Raw genomic sequence first — 24,512 nt, forward strand, 5'->3', positions numbered from 1 at the left:
CTGCGGCGCGCCGCGCCGGGGGCCAGATACCCCTCTTCCTGGTATTCGCAGTACCAGGCCGGCGGCGCCGGGGCCTGCCACGATGGACCGATGAGTAGCACCCCTGGTGAGCTGGCCTCCGTCCTGCGGGTGTGGCGCGAACGGCTGACCCCGCAGGCGGCCGGGCTGCCGGTGACGGCCGGCCGGCGTGCCGCCGGTCTGCGGCGCGAGGAGCTCGCGGTGCTGGCGGGGGTGTCGGCGGACTACATCGTGCGGCTGGAACAGGGCCGGGCCTCGGCGCCGTCGGCGCAGGTCTGCGCCGCGCTGGCGCGGGCGTTGCAGCTCAGCGACACCGAGCAGGAGCATCTGTTCCATCTCGGCGGTCACGCCACCGGTGGCGGGCGGATCAACCGGCTGGTCCCGGCCGGCATCCGCCGGCTGGTGGAACGTACCGACGACCGCCCGATCGCGGTGTTCGACGCGATGTGGAACCTGCTGCTGTGGAACCGGATCTGGGCGGCTCTGCTGGGCGACCCGTTACGGTTGCGCGAGGCCGACCGCAACATCCTGTGGATGCACTTCAGCGGGGTCTCCAGCTGCTACATCCGTGACCCGGCGGACGAGAGCTTCGCTACGTCCATGGCCGCCGATCTGCGCCGCAGCGCCGGCCGCTACCCCGGCGAGACGCAGCTGCACGACCTCGTCGCCCGGCTGAGCGAGCGCAGCGCGCGGTTCCGCGAGATCTGGCAGCGGTACGAGATCACCGAGCACGGGCCGTCGCGCAAGAGCATCGCGCATCCCGAGGTCGGGCGCCTCGACCTGGACTGCGACATCCTCAGCACGCAGCGCGGCGACCTGCGTATCGCCATGTACACCGCGGAACCGGGCAGTGAGTCCGACAGCAAGCTCGCCCTGCTGGCCACCATCGGCATCCAGCAGATGGGTGCGCCCGTGGGACCGGCAGTACCAGGAAGAGAGGTCTCTGGACGATGATCCGGCCGGTCAGCATCGTGTCGGCATGACCATTGCGATGAGGACGCCGTTCCGGTGGGTTCCGGCGCTGACCGTGGCAATTCTGGTGGGAGTGGCCGGGTGCTCGGCGGGCGGCGCCCGGGCTTCCGCCGCTGGAGCCTCGGCGACGTCCGCCGAACTGGCGGGCACGGTCGAGATCCGCGACCTGCACAACCTGTTCACGGCCGACCGGTCCCGCGCGCAGGACCAGTGCTACGGCCACACCGTGACGGTCCGGGCCGTCGTGCTGAGCACGGGTGCGAGCAAGTACGGAACGCCGGCGATCGAGGCGTCGGACGCGGCCGGTGGCCCTCATCTCGGGACCTTCGTCCTGCCCTACGACGGCCGCCGAGCGGAGTCGTTCCGCCGGCTGGAGAGCGTCGAGGACGGCCGGGAGATCGTCGTGACCGGGAGCTGCAACGTATTCAGCGACCGCACCAACGTTCTGATCTTCAAAGACACCCGGATCGTCGGCTGATCGCTGTGACGAGACGAGGAACCTTGAACACGCAGCCGGCTTCCCCCGCGGCAGTGGCCAAGCGGGCGCGCCTGGCATCGTACGTCCTCATCCTCCTGGGCGTGTTCAGCGCCGTCTTCGGGGAAAGCGCTCTGCGCTCGATCGACGCCGCTTCCGGGCACACCGTTCCCTACGCGCTGTACAGCTTCGCCCATTACACACTTCTGATCGTCGCGCAGGCCGGCGTGCCGGTCGCGGCGGGTCTCTTCGCGGCCGCGCTGGTCCTGAAGAGGCTGTGACCCGGCGCCGGTGACCTCGAGGGTCGGCAGCAGGGAGTTGCGGGCTGTCGTAGGGGTGCACGAAGACCGGGACCCGGCGCCGGTCGAGCTCGGCCAGCACGGGCTCGAAGAACGGCGTTCCGAAGTGCCGGCCGTCGGTGTTGGAGTTCGGCAGCACGCCGTCCAGGCCCAGGGTGTCGAGGGCGTACTCGATCTCGGCGAGCATCGCCTCGGGACTGTCGCCGGGCACGGCGGCGAAGGCGCCGAAGCGGCCCGGGTACTTGTCGATCAGCGCCGCGTACTCCTCGTTGACCCGGCGGCTGAACTTGATCGCGAAGTCCGGGTCCTGCTCGGTGCCGGTGAAGGTCCACGGCGTGGAGAGGATCTGAGCGGCGATGGCGTGCCGGTCCAAGTACGCGAGGGCGTCGGCCGGGGTCCAGCGTGCCCCCACTGGGTCACCGGCGGCGAGCGGCCCGCGACCGAGGTGTGAGGAGGATCTGATCCCCGTTGACGGACGGGTCGAGGAGCACCTTGGCGTGCGTCGCGGGGTCGGCGAGGGCGGTGAACGCGCCGGCGACGCCGGCGAGACCGGCCCGCCCGGTGACGATGGGCGACGCGAAGAGGGTGCCGTCGGCGAGCGCGTGCAGGGTGTCGCGGAACTCCAGCGGCGTGTAGCCGACGACGAAGCGCAGGTCGAGCTCCTTGTTCACGGCGAGCGACGGCCGCACCGTGTCGGCGCCCATGCAGACGCCGGCGACGACGATCCGTGAGTGCAGCGGCGCGGCGGCCATGACGTCGTCGATCAGCCCGGGCACCCCGGCGCACTCGAAGACCACGGGGCGTCGCGGCCGGGTCCGGCCGGCTTTCTCCAGGATCCGCCAGCTGCTCCACCACGGAACCGGCAGCCGGCTGAGCTGTTCGACGGCGTCGATGCCGGCGTTGTACTCGACCGACATGGAGCGGACGAAGTCGCGGCCCGGGCCGGTCTGCCATGGTGATTCGAGGGCCGGGTCGACGACCACGTCGGCCCCGCATTCCCGGGCCAGCGCGCGGCGGCCGGGGGAGAGGTCACTGGCGATCACCGACCGCACGCCGCGCGCCTTCAGCACCGCGATGACGGCCAGCCCGACCGGTCCGCAGCCCACCACGACCGCCACGTCCTTCGTGGTCACCTCGCCGCGGTTCACGGCGTGCCAGGCCACGGCCATCGGCTCGGTGAGCGCGGCGACGTCGGCCGGCAGGCCGTTGGGCACGGCCAGGGTCAGCGATTCCTGAACGACCACGTACTCGGCGTAGGCGCCGGGGGCGTGTGCCGACAGCCCGAGCCCGTCGACCTGCCGGCCGCGCCGGACCAGGGGGATGGCCACGACCGGTGTCCCGGGTCTGAGCCGGCCGCTCGTCCAGGGGCCCCGGTCGGCGACCTCGCCGTAGATCTCGTGACCGAGCACGACCTGCTGCGACGAGCGCATGTAGCGGGGATATCCGCACAGCTCGAGCACGTCGGCCAGGTCGTCGGCGTGCTGGCGCGCGTGCAGGTCGGAACCGCAGATGCCGCACCGTTTGACCTCGACCAGGAGTTGCCCGGGACCGGGTCTGGGCATGGGCAGATCGGCCGGCTCCAGCCGGCCCTCGGTGAGGGTGACCGCCTTCATCGGCTGCCGTCCGGCGGGGTGAGCCGGTACGCCTCCGGTCGCCACCGGACCGCCTGGCGGCGGTACCGGAACGTCCAGTCGGGGTAGATCGTCGCGTTGCGGCCGTTCGCGTCCTGGTAGAACGAGCGACAGCCGCCCACCTCCCACACCGTGCCCGCCAGCTTGCGGTCCAGGCCGGCGTTGTACGCGTCGAAGGCCCGCCGGTCGACCTCGATCGTCGCCGAGCCCGACACGTCGAGCGCGCGGATCGCGTTTCGTACGTGCTCGGCCTGCGCCTCGATCATGTAGACCATCGAGCTGTGTCCCAGCCCCGAGTTGGGTCCCAGCAGCATGAAGTAGTTGGGGAAGCCGGGAACCGACACGCCCAGATAGGCCCGCGGTGATCCGGCCCAGACGTTGCTGAGCAGTTCGCGGCCGGGGCCGCGGACCTTGTCCGCGAACGGGATGTCGGTGACGTGGAAGCCGGTGCCGAAGATGATGGTGTCGACCTCGCGTTCGACGCCGTCGGCACCGACGACGCCGTGTTCGCGGACCTCCCGCAGGGCATGGGGCACCAGCGTGACATGGGCCTTCTGAAGGGCGGGATACCACGCGTTGGAGGGGACGATCCGCTTGCAGCCCAGCGTGTAGTCGGGCGTGACGGCGCGCCGGAGCTCCGGGTCCGGCACCTGCCGCTGAAGGTGCTTGCGGGCGAGGCCTTCGAGGACCCGCATCAGCCCGGGGCGCTTGGCCATGCCGAGGACGAGCGCTTCCTTGCCCAGGTAGACCTTGCCGCGTTCGATCCGCTGGCGCAGCGGCCGTTTTCGGAAGCCCTCCCGCTCGGCGGCGGTGACGGGTCTCTTGTCGTGCGGGGTGATCCAGGGAGCGCTGCGCTGGAAGACGAACAGCTCGGCGACCTCGTCCGCGATCGAGGGGACGTACTGGATGGCCGAGGCCCCGGTGCCGATGGACGCCACCCGCCGGCCGGCGAGGCCGTACTCGTGGTCCCATCGGGCCGAATGCATGATCTTGCCGCGGAAGCCGCCGATGCCCGGCACGTCCGGCAGCCTCGGCTCGGTCAGCGGGCCGACGGCGCTGACCAGCACCTGAGCCGTCCACGGTCCCCGGCTCGTCGTGACGTGCCACCGGCGGTCGCCGGAGTCCCAGCGGGCGGCTTCGACCTCCACGCCGGTGTGCAGATGGGGGCGCAGCCCGAACTCCTCGGCGCACCGCTCGAGATAGGCGCTGATCTCGGGTTGCGGGGAGTAGGTCGAGGACCAGTCGGGGTTGGGGGCGAACGAGAACGAGTACAGGTGTGACGGGACGTCGCAGGTGCATCCCGGATAGGTGTTGGAGCGCCACACCCCGCCGACGCCGGGTTCCCGTTCGAGGATGACGAAGTCGGTGAAGCGTGCCTTCCGCAGCGCACGCCCGAGCGCGAGACCGGAGAACCCACTGCCGACGATCACGACCTGAGCGTGCCGGCTCTCCGCGGTGCCGCTCATGCCGTCACCTCGCCGGCGATCATCGCCTCGCGGTCGGCCCGGACGAAGCGCGAGGCGAGGAACATGCCGATCGAGGCGACGGCGAAGGCGGCCGGCACCGCGATCATCATCGCGGTCCGCAGGCCCCAGGCCTCGGCGTCGCTGTCGCCCGCCGCGAGCCTGTCGGAGATGAGCCCGACCACGATCGGGCCGCCGGCGCCGCCCAGCAGATAGCCGATGGCGAACAGCAGGCCGAGCGCGCCCGAGCGCTGCGACGGCCGGATCACGTCCGACACGACCGGTACCGCCGCCGCCAGATAGATGATGCCCAGCAGGTAGGCCAGGCTCAGGAACAGCACGAGCTGCCACAGCCTGTCCTCGGCGGCCGCGAGCCCGGCGAGAGCGGCGACGGCCGCCGCGGCGAGGCTGACCGCTGCCACCCGGGCCCGCGCGGACAGCGATCTGCTGGCGGCCCGGTCGAGCGCCCGGCCGCCCACCAGCAGGCCGATCAGCCCCGTGACGCCGATGACGACACCGCCGACCGCGCCCGCGGCGACCAGTTCCAGCCCGTAGTAACGCTGGAGGACCGGGGTCAGGAACGTGCCGATGGCGTAGGCCGCGAAGTTGTAGCCGGCGAAGGCGAGAATCAGGCCGTACATCGACCGGACCCGGAACAACGACCGGAAGGTCCCGCCGGTGGCGGCGCCCGGGTCGGCCGCGCCCCGGGCGGGCTCGCGGAGGCGGAGCACCAGGACGGCGACCACGAACCCGGGCACGGCGGCGATGAGGAACGGCGCCCGCCAGCTGTCGAACGCGACGGCGAGCGCCCCGGCGGTGAAGAAGGCCAGCAGCGTGCCGATCGGGAATCCCAGCATGAACACCGCGTTGGCCCGCGACCGGCGTTCGCTGGGGTAGAGGTCGGACAGCAGGGAACCGGTGGCCGGCGCGTAGCTCGCCTCGCCGGCCCCGACGCCGACACGTGACGCGACGAAGCCGCCGAAGCTGGTGAGCAGGCCGCCGGCGGCGGTGAACGCGGACCAGACGACGAGGCCCCATCCGGCCACGGTCGTGCGGGGGACGCGATCGGCCAGGCGGCCGAGGGGGACGCCGGCCACCGCGGCGACGAGGACGAAGGCCGACGCCAGGACACCCACCTGGGTGTCGTCGAGGCCGTACTCGGTCTTGATCGGCTCCAGCACCACGGCGGGAAGCGCCCGGTCGTAGAAGTTGAGCAGGTTGCCGGCGAAGAGCAACCCGAGCACATACCCGGCGGAAGAGGTCGTCCGTGACACCAGCCGTCCCTCCTGTCCGTGTGCCGAGTCACAGTGTCGCCGGGCCGCGGTCACTCGGCCATGGAGTGGCTGCCAAGGCCGGAGCGTGGGCTTTGGTACGCGGAACAAAGCTCCGAAGCCATCGATGGTCTTCATTGACAACCTTGTCATGTTCGACTTTGATGAGCCACGTCGTCCTGTGTACGTCCACGATGGAATCTGAGCGCCTGCGCGAAGGTGGCCGATCATGCAAGGCTCCGGCCGTTCACCGTCCGAACAGGAGCAACGTCGCGCTGACATTCTCGAGTTGCTCGCCCGGCAGGGATACGTCCGGCTGCCCGAACTGGCGCGCCGGCTGGCCGTCTCGCCCGAGACGGCACATCGCGACCTTCTCCTGCTGGCCCGGCGCGGGCTCCTCGTCCGGGTCCGCGGCGGGGCCGTCTCCGGCGCGGCCGAGCGGTCCGGGCCGGGCACGCGCCCGCTCGAGCACGCGGAAGCGATCGGCGAACTGGCCGGCCGGGTGATCTCGCCGGAGCAGTGGCTGATCGCCGAGCGCGCGGCCGGCCTGGTGATGCCGGGCGCCTCCGTCGCGATCGCGTCCGGCGTCATCGGTGTCGCGCTCGCCGGTCATCTGGCCGACGTGCCCGGCCTGACCGTGGTGACCAACTCGGTCGGAGTGTTCGGTGTCTTCTCCCGGCTGGGCCGGTCCGGGCAGGAGGTCGTGCTGAGCGGAGGGGTCCGCGCCGGGCCGGACGCGCTGGCCGGGCGGGTGGCCGAGGCGGCGTTGAGCCTCCTGCACGTCGGTCACGTGTTCATCGCTCCCGACGGGATCAGCCTGAGCGACGGGTTCGGCACGGCGGAGACGTCGCTGGTGGGTGTCCACCGGATCCTGATGGAGGGCATGGGCGTGAAGGTCGTCATGGCCGACAGCACGCGCTGGGAGGCGGCGCCCACCGTCCCTTTCGCGTCACTGGCGGCGGCCGATGTGCTGATCTCGGGCGGTGGACTGTCACCACCGGCGCGCGATCGGCTCCGGGCTGAGATCGGGCAGCTGGTCGAGTAGGAAGTCATGTCTCATCACGAGGAGCGTGAGTAGGTGCGTCGACACCTCAGCATGTGCGTCGTCGGAACTCTGCTGGCCGCGCTAGGGGCCGTCGGCATAGCGGGCCCGGCTTCCGCCGCCGATCCGCCGGCTGACGTCCATGATTATCTGGAGGACCCACGGCGGGTGCAGGAGAACCAGGAGTCGCCGCACGCCGCCCTCCGGCCCTATCCGGACGTCGCCGCGGCCCGGGCCGGCGGAACCGGGTCGCCGTGGATCCGGTCGCTGGACGGCACCTGGCGCCTGGCCATGGCGGATCGGCCGGCCGACGTGCCCGCCGGCTTCCAGCGCGAGGGCTACGACGTGTCGGACTGGCGCCGCGTCACCGTGCCGCACACCTGGCAGTCCGACGGCCTCGACCACCCCTTGTTCCGCAACCTCGTGACCGAGATGGTGCCCGACGCGCCGCCCGCCATTCCCCGCGACGTCAACCCGACCGGCGCGTACGTGCGCACCTTCGACGTTCCGCGGAGCTGGGACGGGCGCCGTACGTTCGTCCGGTTCGAGGGCGTGACGAGCGCGTACTTCCTCTGGGTCAACGGCCGGTACGTCGGGTACGACCAGGGCGGCTACACGCCGGCCGAGTTCGACCTGACCGATGTGGTGCGGCCGGGCCACAACACGATCGCCCTCCAGGTCCACCGGTGGAGCGCCGGCACCCATCTGGAGAACTACGACCAGTGGCGGTTCTCCGGCATCTTCCGCACCACGTGGCTCTACTCGACGCCGTCGACCTATCTGCGGGACGTCACCATCACCACCCCGGGCGGCTCCCACCTGCGGGCGGTGGTCGACGTGGCCGCGAAGGGCGGCCCGGCCGGCGCTCACACGGTCCGGGGCCGGTTGTACGACCCGAAGGGCCGCCCGGTGACCACTACGACCGGCTCCGTCGCCCCGGCCACCGGCACGGTCACCCTCGACGCGGCCGTCGCCGATCCGTTGCCCTGGACCGACGAGACCCCGAACCTGTACGCGCTGGTGGTCGAGTTGCTCGACCCCACCGGCCGGGTCACCCATGTGACCCGGCAACCGGTCGGGCTCCGTACGATCGAGGTCAGTGACAAGCAGTTGAAGGTCAACGGCAAGCGGATCCTCGTCCGCGGCGTCAACCACTCCGACGCCGACCCCGACGGCGGCCGGCACGTGCCCCGGGCCCGCCTGGAACAGGACGTCGACCTGCTCAAGCAGCACAACGTCAACGCGATCCGCACCGCGCATTATCCGAGCGACCCCTACCTGTACGAGCTGGCCGACACCCACGGGCTGTGGATCGACGACGAGGTGGAGGTGGAGACCCACCACCACGACAACTGCCCGTCCAACTGCCTGGCCGACCGGCCCGAGTGGAAGGACGCCTTCCTCGACCGGTTCATCGGCATGGTGCAGCGCGACAAGAACCACCCCAGCGTGCTGATGTGGGACACCGGCAACGAGGCCGGGCTCGGCGCCGCGCACTACGCGATGGCCGAATGGGCCGACCGCAACGAGCCCACCCGTCCGCTGTACCACCAGTCCAACTCCCCGGACGGTGACGCGCCCTTCGCCGACGTCTGGGGACCGCGATACCCGTCGCCGTCCTCATTGGAGGAAAAGGCGAAGACCACCGAGAAGCCGATCGTGATGGGCGAGTACGTCCACGCGCAGGGCAACAGCCTCGGCAACTTCCGCGAGTTCTGGGACGTGATGCGCAAGTATCCATCGGCGCAGGGCGGCTTCATCTGGGACTGGGTCGACCAGCAGCTACGGCAACCGCTGCGGATCGTCCCGGACCGCTCCGGTCACGACATCCAGGCCTGGATCAACGGGCTGCCGGACACCGTGCCGGGCCCTCGCGGCGGCGACGCGCTGGCCCTCTCCGGCCTGGACGACTTCGTCGAGGTGTACCGCGCCCCGGTGCTCGACGAGGTGTCGCGCGGCCTGACTCTCGACGCCTGGGTCAAGCCGGCCCGGCCCTGGACCGGCGACCTGACCATCGTCGCCAAGGGCGACCACCAGTACGCGATCAAGATGAAGTCGGAGACCCAGCTCGAGTTCTTCGTGTACGGCGACGGCGCGTACCACGTCGTGCAGGCCACCGTTCCGGCCGACTGGTACGAGAAGTGGCACCGGGTGGCCGGCACCTTCGACGGTGACGTGCTGCGCCTGCACATCGACGGCGCGGTCGTGGGGGAGACCCGGTGGACCGGCGCCGTCGACCGGTCGGCGTGGCCGGTGAACATCGGGCGCAACGCCGAGTCGATGCGGGAGAACATCAACAACTCCCGGATGGCACACGGCGCGGTCGACGACGTGCGCGTCTATCACCGCGCCCTGTCCACCGCCGAGCTCGCCGATCCGTCGGTCCAGGCCGATCCGGTGCTGGCGCTCGACTTCGAGGACATCGAGACCCGGGGGACCTATCTATCGTACGGCGCGGGTGAGGCCGGCAACGACGGCATGATCAGCCCCGACCGGGTGCCGCAACCGGAGGCGACCGCGCTCAACGCGGTCCACGCGCCCGTGCGGTTCGCCTTCGCCGGCCGCACGCTCTCGGTCACCAACGAGCGGGCGTTCACCGGCACCTCCGACGTCCAGGTGCGATGGCAGTACGTCGAGGGTGACCGGGTCCTGCGCTCCGGCACGCACACCGCCGACGTGGCACCCGGTGGCACCGCACGCCTCGAGCTGCCCGCGCCTCCGGCCAACCCCCGCGACGCCGAGCGCCACCTGACCGTCCGCGCGGTGCTCGCCCGCCCCACCGGATGGGCGCCGGCCGGGCACGTGGTCGCGGTGGAGCAGTTCCCGCTCGGCGGCGACCAGGTACCCGGGGTGTTCGCCCCCGAGGTGCCCGGCGCGGTCACCACCCGCACCACCGCCGACAGCGTCGTGCTGACCGGCCCGGGCTTCGTCTACACCGTCGACCGGCGGTCCGGGACGCTCACCTCGATGAAGGTGCGCGGCACCGAACTGCTCACCGGCGGGCCCGAGCTGGACGTCTGGCGGCCACCGGTCAGCAACGACGTCGACGAGGCCCGGGCCTGGCGCGCGGTCGGCCTGGACCGGCTGGCCACCACCGTGACCGGGGTCGGCACCTCCGGCTCCACGGTGACGATCGGCAGCCGGGTGGCCGCGCCGGGCGTGACCGACGCCGGGTTCGACCAGGAGATCAGCTACGCGGTCGCCGCCAACGGTGACGTCCGGGTGTCGCACCGGGTCACCCCGCAGGGCCGGATGCGCGATCTGCCGATGCTGCCCCGGGTCGGCCTCCAGATGCGCCTGCCCTCGGCGCTCGACACCTTCGTGTGGCACGGCCGGGGCCCCGGCGAGACGTACCCGGACCGGGTCGACGGCTCACCGGTCGGCGTGTGGCGCTCCACCGTGGACAAGCAGTACGTCGAGTACAGCGCTCCGCAGGAATACGGCAACCACGAGGACGTGCGCTGGGCCGCCCTCTCCGACGGCCGCTCGTCGGGGCTGCTGGTCGCGGGTGACCTGTCGGTGGGTGTCACCCCGTTCACCGGGATCGACCGGGCGCAGTACCCGCACGCCCTCCAGCGGACCCCGGGTGAGCTCACCCTGCGCGCCGACCACGCGGTCAGCGGCGTCGCCGAGACGTTCCACTCGGTGCTGCCGCAATATCGCGTGGCCGCCGACCGGGAGTACGCCTATCAGGTCCTGCTGCGGCCGCTGAGCCGGGCCGAGGCGATCGCCGGCCGTCCGAACGGCCCGGCCACCTGCGCGCCGGAGGCCCGGCTGTCGGCGGGCACCGGCTCGTGGGAGCCCGGCGCCTCGGCGACCATGACGCTGACCGTGCACAACCCGTGCGCCGGCACGATGCGCGAGCTGGACGCCGTGGTCCGGGTGCCGGCCGGCTGGTCGGCCGGTCCGGTGACGATCGGCGCCCTCGCCGCGGGCGCGACGGCCACCCGGGAGATCCGGGTGGGCGAGTTCGCGGTGGCGGCCGAGCTCACCGGTGTCGGGGCCGGCAACGCCCGGGTCTACGCCCGGACCGCCGAGGTCGTCGTGACGGCCGCACCCGCACCGCCGTCCGGTGACACGGCACTGGCCGACGCCGAGCTTCTGCGGGCCCGCAACGGCTGGGGCCCCGTCGAGCGTGACGCCAGTAACGGCGAGGACGCGGCCGGCGACGGCTCGCCCCTGCGGATCGGCGGAGTGACCTACGAGCGTGGCCTGGGTGTGCACGCCGACTCGTCGATGGTGGTGCACCTGGGCGGGCGGTGCTCGTCGTTCACCGCGGTGACGGGCGTCGACGACGAGGTCGGCGACGGCGGCAGCGTGGTCTTCGAGGTGTGGGCGGACGGGGAGCGGATCTGGGCCGGCGCCCGGCTGACCGGGGCGGACGGCCCGGTCCCGGTGGACCTGCCACTGACCGGCCGGGATCGGGTGGAGCTGCGCGTCTCCGACGCGAGTGACGGCAACGCCTTGGACCACGCCGACTGGGCGGACGCCGTCCTGCACTGCGCGGTCTGAGCTTCGCGTTCAACGTTTGAGCTTGGCTCAGTCCTCCGTGGAGGGACTGGCATGCAACGGCCACCTGATCACTCTGAGGAGAGGCGAATCTTCTCGGGGAGGACCAGGTGGCCGTTGTTCGACTTGGTCGATGGGCTGTGCACGCCGACCACGGTCGGCGGAGTTGCCTATCTGAGCTGGCGCCGGGTGCCCGGCGCGGGCACGGCGCCGGCTATGCCGCAGTGGCTTGTGGTGGCACGGCGACGACCCATCCAGCCTGAACCTCGACCGCGTTCGGCGGGCCTACCTGCGCCGTTTCGACATCGAGCACACCTTCCGCCTCACCGAACAAGTCCTGGGCTGGACCACTGGTCGGCGACCACCGGCTGCCCGTGGCAACCACGAAAGCCGTCCCATGCGCTCACCCCCGGCCGCGTCCGGCAAGGTTTCGGCCATCTACTGCCCCTGATCGGCAGCCCGGCCAGCCACCCGACCAGGACCAGGAGGCCCCAGAGGCTCCCGATCCACGCCCGCCCAACGTCATTCCGCGATCAAGAAGACCAACGTCGAGACCCCGAAACGGCGAAACGGACGTTGAACGCGAAGCTGAGAAAAGGGCGCGGGCCACGGTGGCGACAGCACGCCACCGTGGCCCGCGCCGGCATCGTCGTCAGCGCACCGTCCAGCGCTGCGCGGCCGTGCCGTTGCATTCCCAGAGCTGCACGAGGGTGCCGTTCGCCGTGCCGTTCGCGTTGACGTCGAGACACTTGCCGGAGCCGGCGGCGACCACGGTGCCGTCCGGGTTGGCGGTGAACCGCTGTGCCGCGGTGCCGTTGCACGTCCACAGCTGGATCTTCGTGCCGTTCGCGGTGCCGTTGCCGTTGACGTCGAGGCAGCGGCCGCCGAGCCCGCGGAGCTCGCCGGCCGTCGTACGGGTGAAGCGCTGGTTGGCCTCGCCGTGGCAGTCCCAGATCAGCGCCTGGGAACCGTCGGCGAGACCACCGCTGATGTCGAGGCAGCGTCCCGACTGCGCGTGCGACAACAATGCGGGGGAGCCGGCCGGCGGCACGGTCAGCGGGGTCAGGCTGCCCGGTACGGATTGCAGCGCGGCGTACCAGCGTGCCGCCATCTTGTCGTAGCCGCCGGCGTTCGGGTGCAGCCCGTCGGCCAGGTCAGCCGTGGTGAGCGCGGCGTGCAGGTCGACCAGATGCGTGCGTGACCCCTTCTGAGCCACGACCCCCGGGACGGCGGCGTTGAAGGCCCGGACCCGTTGCTCGGCCGCGGTGTCGGCGATCGGCGTGATGGTGGCGACGAAGAGCTCGGCGTTGGGGGCCAGCACCCGGATCCGGTCGATGAGCGCCGAGAGCCGGCCGGGGGCGCCGGCCACGTCGTCGTTGCGGTTGATGTCGTTCGTGCCGATGTGCAGCAGGATCGTACGGGGCGCCGACTGCCGCAGCCAGCCGGTGATGTTCGCGTCGAGGTCGCGGATCAGCCAGCCGGAATGACCCTCGTGGTCGTGGTCGCCGAGGGCGGACGGCCCGTTGAAGCCGGAGCCCACGAAGTCGACGGTGTGCCGGTCGGTGGCCATCCGCTGCCACAGGCCGATGCGGTAGCCGCCGGGCACGTTGAAGCCGTCGGTGATGGAGTCGCCCAGCGGCATGACGCGGACGCCGCCGTTCGATTCCGCCGCGGCCGGCGCCGCTGTAGTGAGGGCCAGGCCGGCGCCGAGGGCGAGCCCGAGGACGGCGGCGCCGATCCGCCGCAGAGAGTGATGCATCGTTGTCCTTCCTGGGGGACGGGGCGGCATCAACTGCGCGCCCACTTCTGGTTCGCTCCGCCGTTGCACGTCCAGATCGACAGCAGGGTGCCGTTGGCGGTGCCGTGGGCGGTCGCGTCGAGGCACTTGCCGGACTCGGCGCCGACCACCGTGCCGTCCGGGTTGACGGTCCATTGCTGGTTGGCGCCGCCGGTGCAGTCCCAGATCAGGACGGCGGTGCCGTCGGCGGTGCCGTGAGCGTCGGCGTCGAGGCATTTGGTGCCGTACACGGTCAGTTGCCGGCTCGCCGTGGCCGTCCAGGACTGATTGACGGCGAAGTTGCAGTCCCAGAGGGCGACCACGGTGCCGTTGGCCTGACTGGCGGCCGGGACGTCGGCGCATCGGCCGGATTCCTGTCCCCGCAGCACGCCGACGGTCTCGGGCGGCGGTTCGGGGTCGGCCTCGGGGGTGACGGTCAGATTGTCGAATTGGTTGGTCTGGTAGCCGACGACGCCGATTCCGACCTGGCCTCGTGCATACGAGCTGTCGTTGACGGTGGCCAGCGTGACGCCGTCGATGGCGGCGGTGATCCGGGTGCCGGAGAAGCCGAGGGAGAGCTTGTGCCAGGTGTTCAGGCCCAGGGCCGGGCGCGTGCCGGAGGCCAGCGTGGTGGTGGTGTTGCTCGTCGTGTGCTCGGCGATGGACCACGCGCCGGTGTCGCTGACGCGCAGCTGATAGGCGGCCTGGCGGTTCTGCGGCCGGAGCTGGGTGTTGGCCCGGCCGAGCAGGGTCACCGTGCCGGCCTGCCGCATGCTCACGTCCGTGCTGACCGTGTAGTTGGACCACGTGGTGTCGCCGATGAGCCCGTACGCGTCGCTGTCGTCCTGCCAGTTGATCGGCCGGGTGGGCGCGACCTGCTGGAGGCAGCGGCCGGTGCGGCCGGCCGTGCAGTCGCGGATCTCGTACGCGCCCTGCATGGTCTGGAAGTACTTCGCCATTCCCCGCACGGGGTAGCTGTCGAAGGTGTCGGTGTACGGCAACGGCAGCGCCCGGTTCGCCGGAGCGGTCGCCGTGCCCTTGCCCTGCCCGGTCGTCGTGGTCACGGTGTAGATGCGGTTGGGTTGCAGGGTGAGGGTGTAGGCGCCGTTGACCGGGGTGACGTCGGCCTGCTTGACGAAGTGCTCCGCCGTGTTCGGCGAGCCCATGTTGGTCGACCAGACGTGCACGGTGCCGGTCTTCAGGCCGCCGGCGACCCGGACGTCGACGGTCTGCGCGCTGGTGGTGCCGCTGGTCTCGTAGATGGTCGAGTAGTCGGCGTTGTCGGGCGACTTCAGGGAGACGTAGCTGCCGTTGGCCCGGTTGCCGCCGAGATATCCGCTCGCCGAGTCGTTGAGGTACCGCCAGCCGGGCTGGGTGAACTGCGCATAGTGGGCGTTGGCCCACAGGTTCTTCCCGACCCGGTACGAGCCGGACCACGGCGAGCCGGCGTCCATCAGGCCCACGGTGGAGTACGGCAGGTTGGGCGTGATCGCCGCGATGAGCGGCCAGTTCATGAAGCCGGTGATCTCGGCGTCGAGATAACCCCGGTTGACGGTACGGATGTACGGCACCACACCGTCGTTGTCGTCCTGGGAGCCGAACTCGCTGGCCCACAACGGTTTTCCGGAGCTGCGGGCGTTCTGGGTGGTCGAGCAGGACTCGGCCTGCGACAGGTAGCCGCACACGTAGTGGTTGCCCAGCACGCCGACGGCGTTGCGCAGCGTGGGGTCGCCGGCGAACTCGTCGGCCATGCTCCAGCCGCTGTCGTCGCCGACGATCTGCACGGCGGAGTAGCCGGCGGCGTTCAGCGACGATCGCAGGCTCTTGTACCAGCCGCTGTCGTGGCCGCGTTCGTTCCAGCCGCCGAGATAGCTGATGGTCAGGCCGTGCCCGCGGGCGCAGTTCAGCCAGGAGATGTCGTAGTCGATCATGTCCTGCGACCAGAAGTCGCCGTTGCCGATCCAGCCGGGCGCGGTCCAGGGCAGCGCGGCGAGCTTGATCTGCGGGTTGCGGGCGACGGCTTCGCGCGCCAGCCAGAACTCGTATCCCACGTTGCAGTTGATGTCGCCGCGGACGTGCTGGTGGCTGGGCTCGGCGCCGTCGGTGGAGTTCGCGTCGCCGCCGATCTCGAGCTTGAGCAGTTGCACCGCGGCGCCGTAGCCGGGCCGGAAGAGGTAGTCGAGGATCTGCGTCCGTTGCGGTTCGGGGTAGTCGATGAGCAGGCGGGAGTTGCCGCCGCCGCCGCTGATCGCGCCGACGCCGTCGAAGGTGCGCCCGGCCACGTTGCCGTTGATCAGGATCGAGGTCGCCGCGCTTGCCGGTGACGCCGGCCAGGCGTACGCCAGGGTGGCGACCAGCGACAGCACCACCAGGTGGACTGTCCGCCGGAATCGTCGTCGCATCGTCCGTCCTTTCGGGATCGTTACCGGGGCGCCCCCGCGACCGGCGTCGCCGGGGCGGCTCCCGATGGGGTCAGTTGCCGAGCGTGATGTGCAGGATCCGCTCGTCGCTGTTGTCCGGTGTGCTGTCCTTGTCGCCCTGGTTGCTGGTGGTCAGCCACAGCCCGCCGTCCGGGGCCGGCTCGACGGTGCGCAGGCGGCCGTACGTCCCGGTGAAGTAGGCCCGCACATCGGTGAGGCTGCTGCCGGTGATGACCTCGCGATACATCCGGGTGCCGCGCTGGCACGCCACGTACAGCACGTCACGCACGATGGCGATGCCGGAGCAGGAGCCGTCGGCGGTGGGGTACGTCTGCTTGGGGGCGACGAGACCCGCGGTCCCGCAGGCGCCGCTCGTCCCCTCGCACGCCGGCCAGCCGTAGTTGCCGCCCTTGACGATCAGGTTCGTCTCGTCCATGACGGCGTTGCCGAACTCCTGCTCCCAGAGCCGGCCCTGCGAGTCGAACGCGAGTCCCTGCGGATTGCGGTGGCCGTAGCTCCACACGTGATTGCCGAACGGATTGTCCGCCGGGACGCTGCCGTCCGGGTTCAGCCGCAGGATCTTGCCGTTGAGACTGTCGCGGTTCTGGGCGTGGTCGCCGTTCTGCGCGTCCCCGGTGCTCGCGTAGAGCTTGCCGTCCGGGCCGAAACGCAACCGGCCGCCGTCGTGATACTTGTTGCGCAGAATGCCGGTCAGCAGGATCTGGGTGCCGGCGGTGTCCAGCCGGTCGCCGTCGAGCCGCACCCGGACGATCCGGTTGTCGGTGGGCGAGGTGTGCATCAGGTAGACCCAGCGGTCCTCGGCGAAGGCCGGCGACACGGCCAGGCCGAGCAGGCCACCCTCGCCGTCGGTGCCGGAGACGTTGGGCACCGTGCCGACCCTGGTCCTGACCCCGGTCGACGGGTCGAGCCGGACGACGTCGTGCGCGTCGCGGCGGGTGTAGAGGATCGAGCCGTCCGGCAGGGTCGCCAGACCCCACGGAATGTCGGTGTCGGTGGCGACCTGGCGTACGGAGCAGACCGAGCTGCCGCAGGCGGCGCCGGTCGTCACCGTCGCCGTGTTGCTGCGGGCCGACACGTTCGACTGGGCGTCGCGGGCCGTCACGTAGTAGGAGTGGGCCATGTTCGGCGGCAGAGCGCTGTCGATGAACGTCGTCGCCGGCGCGGTGGTGGCGGTGCCGGTGACCGTGCCCACGCGGACGCCGTCGCGGTGGACGTCGTACGCGCGTACCCCGATGTCGTCGGTCGAGGCGCTCCAGGTGAGCGTGATCGTCGTGCCCGACGCCGCCCCGGCGAGCCGCGCCGGCGCGGTCGGCGGCCGGGTGTCGGACTCGCACTGCGGCGGGGTGATGCGAACCGTCGCGCTGCCTTGCGACACGTTGCCCGCGGCGTCCCGGGCGTTGACATAGAGTCCCCAGGTGACACCGCTGAGCACCGCGATGTCGGTGGACAGCGTGCTGCCACCGACCGACTTGATCAGCTGACCGTCGTGGTAGACGTCGTAGAACGCCACCCCGACGTCGTCCGTGGCGGCGTCCCAGGAGAAGGTCGCCGCGTCACACACCAGGTTGCCGACTCGCGGGCTGCCGGGCACGCTCGGCGGCTGGGTGTCGGCGCCGCCGGTGACGCGCCACCTCTGGTTGCCCTGCCCGTTGCACGTCCACAGTCCGACCGCCGTGCCGTTGGCCGTGCCCGCGCCGGTCACGTCCAGGCAGAGCCCGGACTGCTCTCCGATGAGCGTCCCGTCCGGGCCGGCCCGCCAGCGCTGGTTCGCGCCGCCGTTGCAGGTGAAGATCTGTACGACCGCGGGTGCCGTGGTCGCCTGGCCGTCGACGTCGAGGCACTTCGGCGCGTCGTAGACCCGCAGCTCGCCCTCCGCGGTCAGGGTCCACGCCTGGTTCTCCCCGCCGTTGCAGTCATGGATGGTGACGTGCGCCCGGTCGTCCTGCGATCGGCCGGTCACGTCCAGGCAGCGGCCGGAGTCCACGGCGACCACGGGGGAACCGGCCGCGGCCAGCGCCGGTGCGGACGGGACCAGTGCGGCGGCGGTCGAGAGCGCCAGTGCGGTCAGTGCGTTCGAGATCCGCCGCCGGCGGTGCGCCGGCGGCGGCTGTCCGGGGGATCTCGGCATCGGCTTCCTCATCTCGGGGACGGGATCGTGTCTCGGCTCCGGGGCGGGCCGGCCGGGCCGAGGGTGCACCGCTCGGCGCCGGATCAGGACTGGAGGGGATGCCCGGGAAAGCCGTCCTTTGTTCAGCCGAACAAAGTAAGACACGTTCTATCGAAGATGAACGGCAGGCTGAAGTCAACGATCGCCAGTCATCGATGTAAAAGTTGTCACAATCTGCGCCCTATCGGGCAGCGTCGCGCCATCGCCCCGACCCAGGCTCGACATGACGCGGGTGACGGAACCGGCCCTGGATCATTGACAAGCGCCCTGCTCAATCGTTATTTGGACGCAGCTTGCTCGATGTCGGACAGGTTTCCGGTGCGTGACAAACGTTGACATCGGCTTCGCCGAAAGCGTTGACATCCACCCGGCGTTCATCTTTGATGACGGATGTGCGGATTTGTTCGACATGATCCGCAGGACGCTCACCCGCGCGACTCCTCGTGACCCCCGCATCGAAGGAGAAGACTCTTGCGACTCACCCCTGGGCTCCGGCCCCGCCGCTCCGGTCCACGATCGATGGCCGCCGTGCTCGTCGCTCTGGCGCTCGGCGCCGCCGGCGCGAGCGCGATACCGGCCACCGCGCACGCCGCCCCGGCCGGGCCGGTGGTGCTCTCCGCCAACACCGACGCCGCCTTCACCGCGCTGAACAACGCGTTCCTGGTCTCCAACGGCGATCAGCGGTACTACAAGGAATCGCTCAACCAACCGGCGAAGGACTACTTCTGGCGTCAGGCCCTGGACATCCAGGCGGCCGAGGACGTGTACGACAGCACCGGCAGCTCGGCCACACGTGACCTGATCGGCCGCCTCCTCGACACCTTCCTGGAGCAGAACCGCGGTGGTGGCGGCCTCTACGACTGGAACTGGAACGAGTACAACGACGATCTGCTCTGGGCGGGCCTGGCCTTCGCCCGGGGCTACCGGATCACCGGGAACCGGACGTACCTGGCCCAGGCGCAGTACGCATTCGACCGGGTGTACGACCGTGGCTGGGACAGCGCTCTCGGCGGCGGGATCTGGTGGGACATCCGCAAGGGCGAGAAGAGCGCGCTCAGCAACAGCCCGGCGGTCATCCTGGGCGCCCTCATCTACGAGTCGGGCGGCGGCCGCGCTTATCTCGACAAGGCGCGCGCGGTCTACGACTGGACCTGGTCGACTCTGCTCGACCGCAGCAGCGGCGCCGTCCACGAGAACATCCAGGCGAACGGAAGTCTCTCCGGCGGCCGTACGGTGTATTCCGCCGGCGCCTTCGTCAGCGCCGCCCAGGCCATGTACCGCAACTTCGCCGGACGCTCCCTGTTCGACGACGCCAAACGGACGACCGACTGGGTCATCCGGGACATGACCAGCAACGGCATCATGACGAACGGGCAACGGGAGGGGACCTGGCAGTCGGAGTTCGCGCGGGGGATGGGCGAGTTCGTCCGTGAGAACGGCCTCTGGCCGCAGTACTACGACTTCATGAAGCGCAACGCCGACGCGGCCTGGAACGCGCGGCGTACCGACCTCAACCTGACCTGGAACCGTTGGGACACACCGACTCCACGGGACGACACGCGGGCGGTCGAAGCCATCGGCTCCGTGATCATGCAGGCCGTCACGCCGGCCTCCATGCCCGGCGCCGGCGGTGGGACCGGCACCGGGGTGCTGCGCGGTCAGCAGTCCGGGCGCTGCGCCGACGTGCCCGGGGCCGGTCAGGCGAACGGCATCGCTATCGCCCTCTGGGACTGCAACGGCGGCGCCAACCAGCGCTGGACGGCCACGGCCGCCCGGCAGCTGCAGGTGTACGGCACCAAGTGCCTGGACGCCAGCGCCGGAGGCACCGCCGACGGGACGGCCGTCATCATCTGGGACTGCAACGGTGGCGCCAACCAGCAATGGACCGTCAACGCCGACGGCACGGTCGTGGGCGCCGGCTCCGGGAAGTGCCTCGACGCGACGGGCAGCGCCAACGGCGCCGCCCTCACGATCTGGACCTGTAACGGCGGCACGAACCAGAGATGGTCCCGGACCTGACGCCGTGCGGCCGGTGGTCAGGCCGCGTCGCCGGCGTCCCAGGCCGAGAACGCCTTCTCGACGAGGGTGATCACGTCCTCGCGGCGTTCCACCCGCTCGGCGTTGGTGGCGAAGCCCGGCTGGTCGGGGTCGAGGTCGAAACCGGCGCAGAGCCGGCGCCAGAGTCCCTCGTTGCCGATCGCGATCTGCACCGCGCCGTCGGCGCAGCGGAACAGGCCGTAGGGGGCGATGGCGGCGTGATGGTTGCCGGCGGCGCGGCCCACCTCGCCGGCCACCGTCCATCGGGTGCCCTGGAAGGCATGCACGCCGACCGCGGCGGCCAGCAGCGAGGTGCGGACGACCTGCCCGTGCCCTGTGCGCGTCCGTTCGTGCAGGGCGGCGAGGACGCCGTACGCGCCGTACATCCCGGCCAGCAGATGCGGTGTCCTCCTCTTCGCCCAGGATCCGGAACGGGCCGAACCGGGCGGGCTCGGCGCCGAGCAGGAACGGGGTGACGCTGACCAGATCCCCGTCGACGACCGTGACGTTGAGCGACAGGTGGTGGCCGACGAGCCGCCAACCCCAGCTCGTGTCGGGCTGCGGCTGCCCGAAAAAGGTCAGGAAATAGGCCCGCGCGTCGCGGAAGGTGGCTGCGATGTGGCCGAACAGCGGCTGGTTGAGTTCGCGGAGCAGGTGTTCGTTGGCCATCACCTGCACGACGCGGGCGTACGCCGGAATCGACACCGGGACCGGATCCGGTCAGCGACATCAGGCCGCCCTCGCCCTGCGCGATCTGGTCGTAGCCGGCGCGGCCGCCCTCGGGCCGTGTCGATCCGGCCGGTCAGCCCGCCTGAAGGGGGAGCTGGAGGTAGGAGGCGTGATCGCCGCCGGTGTGGATGACGTGCAGGCCCTTGTTGGCCGGGGTGTACTCGACCAGCCGGGGCATCATCCCGCCGAGCAGGTTCCGGCCGCTGACCACGAAGCGGAGCTGCTCACCGGCGTGGAAGGCGAGCCCGGCCGGCAGCAGGTCGATCTCCACCTCGGCGATCTGGCCGGGGGCGAGCTTCTCAACCCGGTCGAAGCTGTGCGCGGGCACGTCGCCGGTCGTCAGGTCCTCGTCGAGGTGCCGCAGGGAGACCCGGAGCCGGCCGTCGGAGCCTTTGTACCGCAGGATGGTGGCGCCCCGCTCGGTCAGGTCGTGGATCATCGCGCTCTGGTTGGGCGTGGTGAACGCGGCGAGCGGGGTGCCGTGCTCGTCCAGTTTCTGCAGCAGGACGAACAGGTCCATGTCGTCGGAGCCGCGCGCCTCGACGAACAGATGCGCCTTCGGGTAACCCACCAGCACCGTCTCCCGCTCGAACCGGACCACGAAGGACACCAGGTCAGGGTTCGCGTCGACGTCGTACTGGGCCGTGGCCTCCTCGGCCGGCGCCGTGGTGCCCAGGGTGCGGGTGCGGCCGTCGAGGTAGTAGCTGGCCGGAGTGACGTCCACCGGCGGGAAGGCCGTGGCGGGCAGGTTGACCCGGTCTCCGCCTTCCAGGTCGAGCACGGAGTAGCGGACGCGCGGCGTCGTCTCCCATCCGTTGTCGGCGCCTTTGAGGTAGTGGTCGAAGAACCGGCGCAGGTCCTCGACGTTCGCCTCGTCGTAGTAGTCCGGCCACTCCTGTCCGTTGTGGACGCGCAGCCATTTCTCGGTGGACGCGATCCGGCGCCAGGCGCGGAAGGTGCCCGCCGTGTGCAACGTGTTGGAGTAGCTGGCCACGACGTACGCCGGCACGGTGATCCGGCCGAAATCCGGGATCTTGTTCGCCCAGAGCTCGTTCATCAGCGGGTAGGCCTCGGCCTCGGCGATGATGTCCTCCTTGCGGCTCCGGCCCCAGAAGGAGTAGTCCCGCAGCTGCCGGGCGAAGCCGGTGTCCGGCATGCCGCCGCGCATCACCAGGTCGCGGTAGACGTCGCTGACGCCTTCCCACGGGTTGATCGCGGCCAGGTGCGGCGGCTGCTCGGCGGCGGTGAACCACTGCGAGACGGCGAGGTAGGAGGTGCCGCTCATCGCCACCTTGCCGGTCGACCACTCCTGGACGGCCAGCCACTCGATCAGGTCGTAGCAGTCACGGCCCTCCTGGCGGTCCCAGAGCACGCTGTCGCCCTCGGAGTCGATGGTGCCGCGGATGTCCGGGTTGCAGATCGCGTAGCCCTGCGCGCACCAGTAGGCCGGGTCCGGCGCCTCGAACTTCGCCAGGCCGGAGACGGTCTGGTTGCTGAGTCCGACCAGCCCGAAGACGCCCATCACGCTGGGCGAGGTGCCCTGGCCCTTGCCGTACGGGCTCCAGGCGACGATGACCGGCACCTTGTCCGCGCCGGCCGGACGGAACACGTCGACGTTGATCGTCACGCCGTCGCGCAGGGTGACCGGGACATCCTTCTCCAGGACGATGTCGACCGGGATCGGCCGGAACGGCGGTGCGATCCGGAAACCTGCCGGAAGGGTTCTGGTGCCGGGCTCGAATCCGGTGAGGATGCCGTAGCGGTCGTTGCCCGGCTCGAGCGGGCGGGACGGCATGTAGAGCTTCTGGACGTCGCTCATGGCGAGCTCCTTCGTCTTGTGTTCCAGGCGCGAAGTGCTCCGGCGGGACTGGGCCGCCGACCGTCCGAACATACGTCCGCCGCGTTCTTATATCAACACGCGTTGAGATAAATCTGGGCTGCCCCTTTCAGCCCTTCACGGCGCCGGTGAGGCTGAACGCCCCGCCGAGCGCCTTGGAGACCGCCGAGTACAGCAGGATCACCGGCACGGTGTAGAGGATCGAGAAGGCGGCGAGCTGGCCGTACGCGACCTGGCCGTACTGGGAGAAGAAGGTGTAGATGGTCACCGAGGCCGGCTGTTTCTCCGGGCTGAGCAGCAGGATGAACGGGACGAAGAAGTTCCCCCACTGCAGCACGAAGGTGAAGATGAAGACGACCGTGAGGCCGGGGACCATCAGCGGCAGCACGATCCGGTGCAGCGACTGGAACCAGCCCGCGCCGTCGGTCCAGGCCGCCTCCTCCAGGCTCAGCGGCACACTGTCCATGAAGTTCTTCATCATCCAGATGGCGAACGGCAGGGCCGACGCCGTCATGAAGGCGACGGTGGCCGGCACCGAGTCGACCAGGTTGAACCGGCTGTACATGGCATAGACGGGCACCATGACCGCGGTGATCGGCAGGCCGGTGGCGAACAGGATGACGTAGAGGAAGCCGCGGCCGAACCGGTTGCGATAGCGCGACAGCGGATAAGCGGCGAAGGTGGCGACGACCGCCGTCAGGATCGCCGTGCCGCCGGAGATGATCAGTGAGTTGAGCATCGGCCGGAACACGGTCTCCGGTGTGAGCACGTCGGAGAAGTTCACCAGCGAGAACTGCCCGGTCAGCTCGGCCGAGAGCCCCGAGTTCGGCTGGACCGAGCTGATCAGCAGCCACGCGAACGGGAGCAGGAAGCAGAGCGCGATCACGAGCAGGGCCAGATAGGTCGCCAAGCGCCGGGCCATCTCAGTCCTCCAACCGGATCAGCCGCAGGTAGATCGCGGAGAAGATCGCGCCGACCGCGAGCAGCACGAGCGCCATCGCGGTGCCGTAGCCGAGCTCGTAGAACTTGAAGGCCTGCTCGTACATGTAGAGCGGCGTGGTCTGGCTGGCCGTGCCCGGGCCGCCGCCGGTCATCACGAAGATCAGGCCGAACGCGGCCAGTGTCTGCAGGGTGATGAGCATGAGGTTGGTGACGATGGACCGGCGGATCAGCGGCAGCGTCACGTGGCGCAGCCGCTGCCAGCCCGAGGCGCCGTCGATGGCGGCGGCCTCCAGCAGGTCGGGTGGCACCTCGGAGAGCGCGGCGTCGTAGACGAGCATGCTGAACGCGGTGCCGCGCCACACGTTGGCCAGGATCACCGCGAGCATCGGCGCGGTGTAGAGCCAGTTCTGCGAGATCCCGAAGTTCTGCAGAAGCTCGTTGAGGGTGCCGGTGCGGTGCAGGAACGCGTACCAGCAGAAGGCGGCGACCGTCTCCGGCACGGCCCACGCGGCCAGGACCAGCCCGGTGACCACGGTGCGGGTGACCCGGTGGCGACCGCGCATCAGCAGGGCTATCAACAGGCCGAGGGTGTTCTGGCCGATCACCGCCGAGCCGACCACGAACACCAGCGTCAGCACGATCGAGTGCCAGAACGACGGGTCGTTGACCAGCCGCTCGAAGTTGTCCAGGCCGATGAACTCGACAGTCCCGCTGCCGCTCAGCGCGGAATTCGTGAACGCGGTGTACAGGCTCCACAGCATCGGGCCGGCGAAGAAGAGCAGAAGCAGCAGCAGGGCCGGCAGCAGGGGAACGAGGATGCGCAGGAGGCGGCCGCGGTCCCGGCGGGGCGCGCTCGCCGAAGCGTGCACCGCCGGGGGTCGCGTCGGGGTGGTGGCCGTCAC

The 24,512-nt window shown here is 70.6% G+C and carries 16 protein-coding genes and 2 pseudogenes; 6 read left to right on the plus strand and 12 right to left on the minus strand.

Features of this window, described 5'->3' with window-relative positions; genetic code table 11:
* Window positions 1-90: 90 nt before the first annotated feature.
* The 3 genes from ACFY36_RS00220 to ACFY36_RS00230 are packed head-to-tail and all read left to right on the plus strand — an operon-like array spanning window position 91 to window position 1,746.
* Window positions 91-972 carry a helix-turn-helix transcriptional regulator gene (locus ACFY36_RS00220; RefSeq protein WP_499743670.1) on the plus strand — a complete coding sequence of 294 codons (882 nt, stop codon included), beginning with the start codon at window positions 91-93 and terminating at the stop codon, window positions 970-972.
* A 25-nt stretch (window positions 973-997) separates the two neighbouring features.
* Window positions 998-1,468, plus strand: a complete 471-nt coding sequence (locus ACFY36_RS00225) for an OB-fold protein (protein WP_499743671.1) — start codon at window positions 998-1,000, stop codon at window positions 1,466-1,468.
* A 23-nt stretch (window positions 1,469-1,491) separates the two neighbouring features.
* On the plus strand, window positions 1,492-1,746 hold the full coding sequence (locus ACFY36_RS00230) for a hypothetical protein (protein ID WP_499744862.1): 255 nt from the start codon (window positions 1,492-1,494) through the stop codon (window positions 1,744-1,746).
* A gap of 82 nt (window positions 1,747-1,828) precedes the next feature.
* Here the strand turns inward: ACFY36_RS00230 and ACFY36_RS00235 are convergent.
* The 4 genes and pseudogenes from ACFY36_RS00235 to ACFY36_RS00250 form a co-directional block, all read right to left on the minus strand.
* A pseudogene (locus ACFY36_RS00235) lies at window positions 1,829-2,176 on the minus strand (amidohydrolase family protein); the annotation flags it as partial.
* A gap of 4 nt (window positions 2,177-2,180) precedes the next feature.
* Window positions 2,181-3,377, minus strand: coding sequence for a zinc-binding dehydrogenase (locus ACFY36_RS00240; protein ID WP_499743672.1), 1,197 nt, complete (start codon window positions 3,375-3,377; stop codon window positions 2,181-2,183).
* The gene (locus tag ACFY36_RS00245) at window positions 3,374-4,861 is read right to left on the minus strand and encodes a flavin-containing monooxygenase (RefSeq protein WP_499743673.1); all 1,488 of its coding nucleotides are present in this window, start codon (window positions 4,859-4,861) and stop codon (window positions 3,374-3,376) included. Before ACFY36_RS00245 ends, ACFY36_RS00240 begins: the two co-directional genes overlap by 4 nt.
* Window positions 4,858-6,132, minus strand: a complete 1,275-nt coding sequence (locus ACFY36_RS00250) for a spinster family MFS transporter (protein ID WP_499743674.1) — start codon at window positions 6,130-6,132, stop codon at window positions 4,858-4,860. Before ACFY36_RS00250 ends, ACFY36_RS00245 begins: the two co-directional genes overlap by 4 nt.
* A 226-nt stretch (window positions 6,133-6,358) precedes the next feature.
* On the opposite strand from ACFY36_RS00250, the gene ACFY36_RS00255 reads away from it, so the two are divergent.
* Window positions 6,359-7,174: a DeoR/GlpR family DNA-binding transcription regulator gene (locus ACFY36_RS00255; protein ID WP_499743675.1), complete on the plus strand. Its 816-nt coding sequence runs from the start codon at window positions 6,359-6,361 to the stop codon at window positions 7,172-7,174.
* 33 nt (window positions 7,175-7,207) lie between these two features.
* Window positions 7,208-11,683: a glycoside hydrolase family 2 TIM barrel-domain containing protein gene (locus tag ACFY36_RS00260; RefSeq protein WP_499743676.1), complete on the plus strand. Its 4,476-nt coding sequence runs from the start codon at window positions 7,208-7,210 to the stop codon at window positions 11,681-11,683.
* 649 nt (window positions 11,684-12,332) lie between these two features.
* Here the strand turns inward: ACFY36_RS00260 and ACFY36_RS00265 are convergent.
* From ACFY36_RS00265 to ACFY36_RS00275, 3 genes are all read right to left on the minus strand, one after another.
* Window positions 12,333-13,439: a ricin-type beta-trefoil lectin domain protein gene (locus ACFY36_RS00265; protein ID WP_499743677.1), complete on the minus strand. Its 1,107-nt coding sequence runs from the start codon at window positions 13,437-13,439 to the stop codon at window positions 12,333-12,335.
* 29 nt (window positions 13,440-13,468) lie between these two features.
* Window positions 13,469-15,859 carry a ricin-type beta-trefoil lectin domain protein gene (locus tag ACFY36_RS00270; RefSeq protein ID WP_499743678.1) on the minus strand — a complete coding sequence of 797 codons (2,391 nt, stop codon included), beginning with the start codon at window positions 15,857-15,859 and terminating at the stop codon, window positions 13,469-13,471.
* Between the two features lie 70 nt (window positions 15,860-15,929).
* Window positions 15,930-18,026: a PQQ-dependent sugar dehydrogenase gene (locus ACFY36_RS00275; protein WP_499743679.1), complete on the minus strand. Its 2,097-nt coding sequence runs from the start codon at window positions 18,024-18,026 to the stop codon at window positions 15,930-15,932.
* Window positions 18,027-18,536: 510 nt separating this feature from the next.
* Between ACFY36_RS00275 and ACFY36_RS00280 the strand changes: the two genes are divergently transcribed.
* Window positions 18,537-20,084 (plus strand): ricin-type beta-trefoil lectin domain protein, encoded by a 1,548-nt coding sequence (locus tag ACFY36_RS00280; protein ID WP_499743680.1) that lies wholly within the window; start codon window positions 18,537-18,539, stop codon window positions 20,082-20,084.
* Between the two features lie 17 nt (window positions 20,085-20,101).
* On the opposite strand, the gene ACFY36_RS00285 is transcribed toward ACFY36_RS00280, so the two are convergent.
* The 5 genes and pseudogenes from ACFY36_RS00285 to ACFY36_RS00305 form a co-directional block, all read right to left on the minus strand.
* On the minus strand, window positions 20,102-20,488 hold the full coding sequence (locus ACFY36_RS00285; RefSeq protein ID WP_499743681.1) for a CoA transferase: 387 nt from the start codon (window positions 20,486-20,488) through the stop codon (window positions 20,102-20,104).
* Window positions 20,489-20,513: 25 nt separating this feature from the next.
* Window positions 20,514-20,807 (minus strand): annotated as a pseudogene (locus ACFY36_RS00290) (DUF3500 domain-containing protein); the annotation flags it as partial.
* Between the two features lie 97 nt (window positions 20,808-20,904).
* The gene (locus tag ACFY36_RS00295) at window positions 20,905-22,650 is read right to left on the minus strand and encodes a CocE/NonD family hydrolase (RefSeq protein WP_499743682.1); all 1,746 of its coding nucleotides are present in this window, start codon (window positions 22,648-22,650) and stop codon (window positions 20,905-20,907) included.
* 127 nt (window positions 22,651-22,777) lie between these two features.
* A complete protein-coding gene (locus tag ACFY36_RS00300; protein ID WP_499743683.1) occupies window positions 22,778-23,590 on the minus strand; it encodes a carbohydrate ABC transporter permease in 813 nt (270 codons plus the stop codon).
* 1 nt (window position 23,591) lies between these two features.
* Window positions 23,592-24,512 (minus strand): carbohydrate ABC transporter permease, encoded by a 921-nt coding sequence (locus tag ACFY36_RS00305; protein WP_499743684.1) that lies wholly within the window; start codon window positions 24,510-24,512, stop codon window positions 23,592-23,594.

This window comes from Actinoplanes sp. NPDC000266 (assembly GCF_042899005.1).
In the GTDB taxonomy this organism is placed as follows: domain Bacteria; phylum Actinomycetota; class Actinomycetes; order Mycobacteriales; family Micromonosporaceae; genus Actinoplanes.